Annotated in this window: 6 protein-coding genes and 2 pseudogenes; 4 read left to right on the top strand and 4 right to left on the bottom strand. The window is 59.4% G+C overall.

What is annotated here, in order from left to right; all coding sequences use genetic code 11:
• Together P8K07_11510 and P8K07_11505 are read left to right on the top strand one after the other, a co-directional pair.
• Positions 1 to 714: arylsulfatase (locus P8K07_11510; protein ID MDG1959143.1), on the top strand; the 714-nt coding region annotated here is incomplete at its 5' end.
• A gap of 13 nt (positions 715 to 727) precedes the next feature.
• A complete protein-coding gene (locus P8K07_11505; GenBank protein ID MDG1959142.1) occupies positions 728 to 949 on the top strand; it encodes a transposase in 222 nt (73 codons plus the stop codon).
• Positions 950 to 1,030: 81 nt separating this feature from the next.
• On the opposite strand, the gene P8K07_11500 is transcribed toward P8K07_11505, so the two are convergent.
• Positions 1,031 to 1,180, bottom strand: a complete 150-nt coding sequence (locus P8K07_11500) for a DDE-type integrase/transposase/recombinase (GenBank protein ID MDG1959141.1) — start codon at positions 1,178 to 1,180, stop codon at positions 1,031 to 1,033.
• A gap of 184 nt (positions 1,181 to 1,364) precedes the next feature.
• Here P8K07_11500 and P8K07_11495 point away from each other — a divergent pair.
• Together P8K07_11495 and P8K07_11490 are read left to right on the top strand one after the other, a co-directional pair.
• A pseudogene (locus P8K07_11495) lies at positions 1,365 to 1,583 on the top strand (amidohydrolase family protein).
• Between the two features lie 152 nt (positions 1,584 to 1,735).
• Positions 1,736 to 3,181, top strand: coding sequence for a proteinase inhibitor (locus P8K07_11490; GenBank protein ID MDG1959140.1), 1,446 nt, complete (start codon positions 1,736 to 1,738; stop codon positions 3,179 to 3,181).
• A gap of 44 nt (positions 3,182 to 3,225) precedes the next feature.
• On the opposite strand, the pseudogene P8K07_11485 reads toward P8K07_11490, so the two are convergent.
• The 3 genes and pseudogenes from P8K07_11485 to P8K07_11475 form a co-directional block, all read right to left on the bottom strand.
• A pseudogene (locus tag P8K07_11485) lies at positions 3,226 to 3,867 on the bottom strand (sulfatase-like hydrolase/transferase).
• 43 nt (positions 3,868 to 3,910) lie between these two features.
• Positions 3,911 to 5,497 (bottom strand): class I adenylate-forming enzyme family protein, encoded by a 1,587-nt coding sequence (locus tag P8K07_11480; protein ID MDG1959139.1) that lies wholly within the window; start codon positions 5,495 to 5,497, stop codon positions 3,911 to 3,913.
• A gap of 138 nt (positions 5,498 to 5,635) precedes the next feature.
• Positions 5,636 to 8,452, bottom strand: a complete 2,817-nt coding sequence (locus P8K07_11475; GenBank protein ID MDG1959138.1) for a cytochrome c peroxidase — start codon at positions 8,450 to 8,452, stop codon at positions 5,636 to 5,638.
• Positions 8,453 to 9,672: the final 1,220 nt, after the last annotated feature.

Raw genomic sequence — 9,672 nt, 5'->3', positions numbered from 1 at the left:
CTCGAGGATGACGTTTGGGAGCTCTACAACACGAAGGAAGACTTCAGCTTGGTGAATAACCTGGCGGATCAGTACCCTGAGCGTGTGGCGGCGATGGAAGCCACTTTCATGGAAGAGGCCGAGAAGTACAACGTGCTGCCGATCGACGATCGTACCGTGGAACGCATGAATCCAGCTATCGCAGGACGCCCTGATTTGTTGGGCGGCCGCAAATCACTGACGCTTTACGGTGGCATGAATGGCATATTGGAGAATACGTTCTTGAACTCCAAGAACACATCCAAGCGTATTACGGCCGATGTAGAAGTCGACGAAGGTGCAACAGGGGTGATCCTGACCCAAGGTGGCCGTTTTGGCGGTTGGTCACTTTACATGAAGGACGGTCGACCGATTTACACCTACAACTTCCTCGGCCTTGAGCGGTTTACTGTGGCAGCGGAGGAGCCTATTCCGCCCGGCCCTGCAACGATCGTCATGGACTTTGACTACGACGGCGACGGCTTGGGCAAGGGCGGCGATGCCACCATCGCAGTAAATGGCAAGAAGGTGGCCTCCGGCAGAATTGGCCGAACTCAGCCGCTGATCTTTTCGGCGGACGAGACAGCAGATGTGGGCCTCGACAACCAGACACCGGTGGCGGATGACATTGGTGTAGGTCCGGAAGAAACGCGCTTTACCGGCACCATTAATCAAGTGGTACTCGCGATCGAATAGGCCTTTCGCAAGGATGCCGATAATAAAAGCCACCCTCGGGTGGCTTTTTTTATTTTCTCTGCACGCCCGAGTGAGATGCTGGAGCCATCAAAAGAAGAAGCGCGAACCATTATACCGGCACATCGCCCTTTCCGCCGTGGCTATCCCGCGCCTATCACACAGTTCCACTGGCAAGGTGGTTTACACGTTGAAGACGCCTTGCCGGGACGGCACGACCCACGCGGCACAGAAGTGAAACGAATCGCCAATACTGGAGTTCGCTCACCCGCTGAACGGCACATCGCGATGTCCTGGGCCCAGCGACTCAAGCGAGTATTCATTGCCTGAAGAACCGCTTCGCTGCAGATCCATCACGCCTTGCTTGACTATACACATCAGCCACGTCTCCATCCTGATCTACGGCCCGCCACAGGTAATGCTGCTTGCTATTAATTTGAATGGTCCAGCACACCGGTGAATACTTCATCCACCAAGAGTGGTGTCGCCCTAGCCTCGGTGCTTTTCGTGTCAATCTGCGTAAATAAATGTTTCCGATCCGGATGCACCATGGGCGGATCGACTCACGAGTAACGATGATGCCGTATTCGGCAAGCCGAGTCCTCCATTAGCAGTCTCCGACTCGCCTTCCCGCCCGCGGCAGAGCCGCTAGGCGGCGACTGGGACGCAACGCGGCGCTGCGCGCCATCACCAGCGAGAGCGCTCGCAGCCTGGGGCTTGAAGACGAGATCGGATCGATTGAGGTGGGCAAGCGCGCGGACTTCACCGTACTCGAGGAAGATCCCTACGCGGTTGGCCCGGAGAGGCTCCGCGACATCGACATCTGGGGCACGATCCTCGACGGTCGATCTCATCCCATCCCGCGTGACTGACTTCTATTCGGAAGGAAACACTCGGATTGCTGGTGATCTCAACACAGACCACCGGAGCTCAGCGGAAAAAGCCCGAACCGTTTGGTCGTCGGGCAAGATCGCGCTAGCTTGCGTCAAACAAGCAATTGTCAGATTTACGGGAGGCTCAATCTATGCGTCGCATCTCCACAATTACGCTCGTCACAATCATGTTCATCGGCTGCGGGGGCTCCAGTTCGACCTCCCCGAATGTCGTCGGTCCCGTGGATCCGCAGCCCACACCGAGCGCCGCGCCAGAGCCGGAACCAACGACGCCACCTTTGGCTTCAGTCGGGAGTTGCGATTACCGGAATCCGTTTTCCGGACTTTTTGAATGCAAGCACTACTCGGGGGAAGGTTGGACCGAAGACGGGGCTCAAGGAGATTGCGTTGGAGGCCCGCTGGGAAGCCCTGGCGAGTTCCATGCAGGGATAGCCTGTGCGGTCGAACCTTCGCTCGGCAGTTGCCCGGTGGAGGCCGACGAATCGCTTGATTTCGTGATCGAAATCGGAGGCGATCAAGGGCGAGACTGCGCAGCCTCAGCGCAAGCCTGTACCGGTTTCATGGGCGGCACTTTTTACGCATCGCAAAATTGCTACGGGTACGACCTGCCCCCCATGTCGAGCGGCGGCGGCGAGGCGACGATTTTCCAATGGCCGACTCGATCCTGTGTACCCGCGCATGATGGCGAACCTGAAGGCGCCACCGACGGAGAGGTCTGTACCTGGAATCTGATCTCGGGAAGCACCGAAGAGGGAAGGCTCTATGTAGACTACGGAGATTGCGACGTGATCTACACGAATCGTCCCTATTATCCGCTGGGCCCTTGGGCAAATCCGCCCGAGTCGGACTCACGCTATGATGATGACGAGTGGATCGAGGAGGCGGATTGGGTTCAGGCGCAGGTTCGCTCAAGCGCGTGTGTTTGCTGTCACAGCGAGGATGCCCCGCAGGGGCCGGCTCGCTGGTCGGTAGATGCGGGGCCACTCTGGACGGACACCATGAGTGATGAGGCGATCGCTCTATTTGCAGGAATCACCGACTCCAGCGTGCTTGGTGCATTCCCGCCAGAGCAGAACAACGGATTCGATCGCATCAACAGTGCGATTCCGAGCACACACCCCGATCGCATGAAGGCCTTCTTTCTTGGCGAACTGGACCGTCGCGACGTCATGCAGGAATTTCTCGATCAACTCCCGGATGTAGGCGGCCCGCTGATCCTGCAAAGAGACTTTGTCCCCGAGGCCTGCGGGGAAGAGGAAGGCATCGATGCCAACGGGCGTTTCATTTGGAAAGGCGGCGCGGCGCGGTATCTCTGGATTCTTGAGGAAGGCAGTGAAAACCCGGGCCTTCCACCGAATCTCGACATTCCCGAGGGTACAATCTGGCGCATCGACGTAGCTTGGGATCAAGAACCGTTCGAAGCCGGCGTCGCCTATGGAGAGCTGCCCGGCGCGGCATTCAAGAGCTTCCCGGAAGGGCAGGATCCTGCCGCACTGACCCCGGGATCAGCTTACTATCTGTACGTCTTGCGAGATATCGCGATCCCCCTTGCCAGGTGCGTCTTCACAGCACCGTAGGATGCCGCACAACTAGCAAATTCGTCGGGACGGCTCCCTCTGGGCTACTGCACATAGCCCAGTTGGCGAAGCCGCTCGATCTGGCTTGGGCTGAGGGGCTGGTCGGCGCCTCGATCAAGGCCGCTGCCATCTACTTTTTGCATCTCTGCAAAAAGCTCCCTGACGATGTCGGGGTGCTCATCTGCCACATCCGTCTTCTCACCGGGGTCCGCGACCAGATCAAAGAGCCGACGACGGCCTCCGGACAGATCGGGAATATAGACCATCTTCCAGCGATCCGTGCGCACCATGCGATGCTTGCCCTCAACACCGGCGAGATGTCGTTCCGGGTCGATGCCCATAAACGATCGCCCCGTCTCACCGTAGGCCACTCGGCTGGCAGGAAAAGACTGCCCATCAGAATGCGCGAGAAGGCTGCTCCCATCGACTCCCGGTGGAGGCGGCAGCCCAATGGCATCCATCAGTGTGGGGAAGACATCGATCACCCGTACCTGCGCGTCCACGACCGTGCCGGGGCGGCGGTCTTCGTGGCCTTCCGGCAGCCAAAGAATCAGGGGGACATGCATCACGGACTCATCGACCCGCGGCCCGTGCTGCATATAGCCGTGCCCGCCGAAGCTCTCGCCATGATCCGAGGTGATCACAATAATGGTATCCTCGAGAAGCCCGCTCTGGCGCATCTTCTCGACAAGGTCGCCGTCGCTTGGGCAAAAAGGGCCTTCATGTTTCCTACCGTCCCTTCACGAAAGCTCGCAGTGCATCCGCATCGACCGAGGCACCCTCGGCCAGGACAACCGCTGCGCCGACTTCCTCGCCGAGTCGGTCATCCGGTACCCCGATCACGGCACATTCCGCAACGGCGTCGTGATCGAAAATCGCGGCTTCGACTTCGGCGCAATACACGTTCTCGCCACCGCGCAAAAGCATATCCTTAGCGCGGTCCACAATCGCGATAAAACCATCTTCGTCGATGCGCGCGATGTCACCGGTGTGCAGCCAGCCGTTGGTGATGCTCTCGGCGGTCGCCTCGGGGCGATTCAGATATCCCCGGATGACCTGACCGCCACGGACACAAAGCTCGCCGACACCGCCGTCGGTCACGGGCTTCCCGTCGGCCCCCTCGATCAGGGTTTCGAATACCGGCAGAATAGGCCCCACGGTCTCTGGCTTGTCGACGAAATAATCGGCCGAGTTCATGGTGATCACACCACAAGCCTCCGTCATGCCATAGCCGGTACCCGGACGCGCACTCGACACCCGCGACTCGATCTTTTCGACGAGATCGGGCTGAATCGCAGCCCCGCCTCCGCCGAGCGACTTCAGGGAGGATGTATCGGCCTTTGCAAAGTCCTCATGGGCGATCAATTCACGGGACATCACGGGCACGCCCGAGATGGTCGTCACTCGTTCTTTTTCGATCAGTTTCAGGGCCTGTCCGGCATCCCATTTGTAGACAAGGATAAGTTTGGCCCCCGTAAGTGAAGCGCCGTGCATGACACAATTACACGCGGTGACGTGAAATAGCGGGGTCACCACAAGAAAGCATGGTGGGTACGAGACCTCATCGGCAGCCGGGGCCGACTTTTTGCCAGCGGCGTCGAGGGCGGCCGGTGAGGCGGCATTCCAGAATGCCATGCTCATAATGTTATTGGTGCAACCGCGGTGCGTGAGCTGCGCGCCCTTGGGAACACCAGTGGTTCCCGATGTGTAAAAAATGCATGCATCCGAATCAGGGTCGATGTCCGCGTCGGGCATGGCACCTTCGCCGGCAACCAATTCTGACCATGGCAGGGATCCCGCCGGAGCACCTTCGTCGACGCGCACCGAAATGATCTGAAATTCACCAACTTGGTCGCGGACCGGCGCGAGCCTCTCGAGTCGCTCCTTGTCTGCGATCAGCATCGTCGGTTTCGCATCATTCAGGGCGTAGACCATTTCGGGTCCCGTCCACCAAGCATTCATGCCCACCACACTTGCCCCGACCGAGATGGCTGCCCAGTAGGAAAGCACCCATTCGGGATAGTTTCGCATGGCGACGGCAATGCGATCGCCAGGCTTTACACCGAAGCGGTCGACAAGATTACGGGCGGCAGCGGCCACCAATTGATGGGATTCCGCATAGGTCAATCGTTCTTCCTCGTAGACGAGGTAGTCGGCATCACCATGGCCTGCGGTCCCCAGCCAGACCTGACGCATGTCGGCCGGAGCGTTCTTGTAGGTCCGCAGCGGGACGCCATCGATCGTGACTTCTGCGATCTCGAACGGGCCTCCTTCGCCAGTTAGCTGAGCGGTGATTTCACGAAGTTCCTTGTACATTTCAGTTCTCCCATCCCGGGTTGCAGTCAGGCTTGGAACCTTGGCGACCCACGCTCGTCTCCTCAAAGTGCACGGATGCAGCACTTCTGGCGGCACAGTTGGAGATGGATAACGCGGCTCAGGTGGGCTTCGCGCTCTCTAGTTGGGAGAAGCGTCGAGCCCTGGAAGACTCAGATCGGGTGAGGGAGAGGGTTTGAAACTCGGCGGCAAGGTCTCGTCAGACGGCCCAACGATCGGGATCGGGAATTCGTTGCTCTGGAGGCCGTCGGGGTTCAGCAGGCTCAGTACATAGAAATCGCCGGGCGCATTCACCGGGTTCTCCGTATGTCGAGCGACCGAATCGCTTTGGACTTCCACCTGAGCATAGGGGATGCCGTCAACGAGAAGCCACATTCCCGGCACGAAACCGGAACCACGAATCTCGAAGGTCTGGGTCTTGCCGTTTGTGGCCGCCGCGATGCGGTTAGGTTCATCGAGCGCGACGATCGTGCGAAGCAGTGGCTGCTGCCCTGTATGGGCTGGCAGGTCGGCAGTGAGCAGGAGCAGGTAGGGGCCGGCTTCAAGGATATCACGGGCCTCTTCAATGTTCAGGGTCTTGCCCGTCTCGTCCAGGAAGAAGGGCACGGGCTTTGGCACGAGTGTCCAATGAACTTCACCGTTGGCGGTAGCTCCATCGATTCGGAGGGTGATCTTGCGTTGCTCTGTCGCGATCAGGAGTTCCGTGATCTGCAGGTCTTCTTCTGGGGTCGGGGTGCCGTCAAAGAGAACTTGGCGACCGAGAATACCGGGTAGCCCGGTCGAAAGCTCCCGCATGAATGCCTCGATACGATCATTCAACGCCAGCGGATCGACGCCGGTCTGGTTTTGCGGATCGTCGTGAAACCGGAAGAAGGTTGCCATGAACGATGAAGAGGAGGCTGCGGCCGAGGCACGGCCCTTGTAGCGCGGAGAATACCCATTTTCGATTCGATAAAGGTCGGTTGCCTCAAGCTCGCCAGCTTTGCTGCTGACGCCGTTGTGGACCCATGTGTTGCGATCCCACATGCCGCGGAAAGTCACAGCTTCAATGCCTCCGACCTGCCCGGTCGAGGTCCACAGCGGCGCGGCATGGCAGGATCCGGCAGCACAGCCTTCGACGGCCGTGGGTACAAGATTTTCACCGGCGATCTCCTTGAGGAGATGCTCGAAGCCGGGGTCGAATTCGAAGCCGGCAGGGTTCACCGGTGTGTCGGTGTGGTCGTAATGGATTCCGCGGCGAGCTACGACCGCACCAACCCGTGCGTCGACAGTCATCATGTCGGAGGGTGCCCGATGCGGGGACGGCGGGAAGGGTACATTAAGGATGAACCTGGCCATCTCTTCGACTTGGCAAGGATTGATCGAGCCCTGAAAAACCGGACCCTGGATCCCGCCGGAGATCAAGATGTGGGCATCCGCCTGGCTGCCGTCCCAGTGGAAACCTTCAGTTTCGGCAATCCCGCGAATCGTTTGAGTCCCACGATGGCCGGCCGCGCTATCGAGCTCCCAGACCAGGTGGTCTGTGTCTGCGTCGGGGTGACAGCTTGCGCAGCTGAAGGTCCCGTTACCCGAAAATCCAGCCGCGTAGAAATGTCGTCGGCCAGCCTCGATGGTTGTGGGCGCAGGGTCTTCAGCGAAGACGATGCGCTTGCGTTCGACGCCCTTTTTTAATTTGACGATCGATACGCTGGAATCGCCGCGGTTATATGTCCAGGCCAGACCTCCGCGTGTCACGACACCGCGTGGCATGGAGCCCACGGGGACTCGAGCCCGCAGGTTGCCCGAGGGGTTGAAGATCATCAGGGTGTTGGATGACGCCGCAGTCACCAGCAATTCATGGTGTCTCGAGTACGCAATCGCGGAAGGAACAGCGCCGCCAGCGGCGGAGAGGCCGGTGATCGGGTCTTCATCGGTTGCAAATGCGGTGATTTCCGCATCACCCCAGCCGCGTGTGCCGCGTTGGATCCGGGTCACCTGATTGGCGATCGGTTTGCCGTCGAGTTCGTCCGGACCATTGAGGAAGTTTCTATGATCGGTGTTCGCGACCCACAATGTCTCCTGGTCGGGTGATATCTCGAGGCCGTAGAGCAGGGTGCCCACGCCTTCAATCGAGGTGAATTCGAGAGTATGGGTGTCGATCACGAAGACGTCACGATCCGGACGTTCGGCGAGTTTGGAAGACGCTTCCGGAGTCGAGATTCGTCCGGTGATCGGCGCACCTCCGAGAGCTGCGCGTATCTGTTGCATGAAGGCATCCCACCAATTGTCGGGAGCCTCGTAGAGCGCCTCTTCATTGGCGACCTCAACCTCGGTGCGGTTGCCCGAGGCGAAGGCGGCCACGAATAGATACCGACCATCAGGTGAGACGCGCAGGGCCCGTGGGTCCTCGCCCGGGAGATCCACCATGTCGATGATCGAGTGGTCCGAGGTGTCAAGGATGGCGACACGGTTCGGCTGCGAAAGTGTGACGAATGCGCGCGGCTTGTTTGGCGAAAACGCCACGCCACAGGGTTCGTCGAGAATGCTGAGCCGCGACGCCGGGTCGACTTGCTGGATGGTATCGGTCACCTCCCACGCGATGGCATCGATGACGCTGACGCTGTCGGAAAGGTGGTTGGTAACGTAAAGCATTCGACCGTCAGGGCTGGCGGCAACACCGGAAGGTTCGAGGCCGACCCGCAGGCGACGTTTGATCTTGCCTGATCGCGTCATCTCGACGATCTCGTGCCCGGGCGTGTTTACGACATAGATGCGGCCTCTCCGGCTAAGTGCGATCGGGTTGCATTGCGGAGTTTCGAAGTTCAGATAACGCTCCGGCCAAGTAGCGCCGTCTCCCTGCTCGTTGCAGGCCGCTTCCAGTATCGGAACTGAGTGCAGAGCTTCGCTATGGGCGCGAATGTTGTCTGGCAGCAGGATCGCGCCCAGAAGTGCGAACAACAAAGTCGCCCGCTGGCTGCGGAAGGAGCCGCTTGGGTGGCTCGTAATACTCCTGTTTTGCGAATCTCGTTTCGTTCGATGGCCTCGTTGCACCCAATTCATGCACATCCTCCCTCTGCTGATTGCCTACGAGAAGGGTAAGCAAGTGCCGTGCCTGTCGAAGGGAAGTGGCGCTGTGGGGAAAAGTTGCCGCCAATGTTGGGGCCAGCGTTGGGGTGCGGGTGAGCGACTTTCACAGATTGCGCGGCGTTCTGCGCAAGGGCAGTCTGAGCTGCGCACATCTCGGTCGGGGCCAGTCCTGACGCGTTGCAGGTGTCTCTTGTGAAGCTGTGCTTGATGCAGGGGGGGTGGTGATTGATCGGGGCTCGAATCGTGTATGTAGTTTGTTCAGGGAGGGCGCGGAGCCGAGGTCTGTAAAGACACGTTCGGAGATGGACATTCGCTTCGGGCTCTTGCTTGCCTCGATCTTCGCAGCCATGCTCGTCGTTCTGCCCCCACCGGAGGCTGCCGCGGTCGAGTGCCTGGGGGATCGGGACTACGACACGGCTATAGCAGATGGCCGCCCAGCGGCTCTGCCACGGGCGGGAAGGCGATTTAGCGACTGCTTGTGGCAGGATTCGGCTTGACGAATAGAGCGTCGCTTGGGCAAAAAGGGCCTTCATGTTTCCTACCGTCATTCGCGCCTCGACCGATGAGCCCAATCAGGCTTCAATCGCGATACTGCAACGCCTCGGTTTCCGAAAGATCGGTCGTCAGGAGGCCACCCCCCCACGACAATCTGGCCACAGTTGTATTTTGTGGCCGACGCGCCACGCACTTCCCGTAACGGTCAGCGAGCACTGTAAATTCGGCCAACCAAGCGAGGTCCCGGCCTCTCAGACCGCCCCTCGAGCGACCGATGGTACCAGAACGTTGCCGAACTCCGTAACGCGCCGTTACCCAAAAAGAGCCCGCCTCGGGGAAAAACCCCGAAAACGCATCCTATAGAGAGTGGCACGTCAAATGCTTACTCCAGTAAGCCCGGATTGCCCGGGGGGTCGACCAAGGAGAGAATATCGATGATCGCATCCAGGAGTATCGCCGCCACTCGAACCAATCCCCTGCAACCGGGATCTACACCGCGATTTAAGGGGCTTGCCAAAAGTATGCGTTCCTCGATAGGCTCGTGCTTGGGCAAACTCGCCAACCCCGAAAAACACCCGCTGAAGGAGAACGGCACC

Source organism: Candidatus Binatia bacterium, assembly GCA_029248525.1.
In the GTDB taxonomy this organism is placed as follows: domain Bacteria; phylum Desulfobacterota; class Binatia; order UBA12015; family UBA12015; genus UBA12015.
The sequence above is the reverse complement of the archived record's forward strand: the minus strand, read 5'-3'. Positions and strand labels throughout refer to the sequence as shown.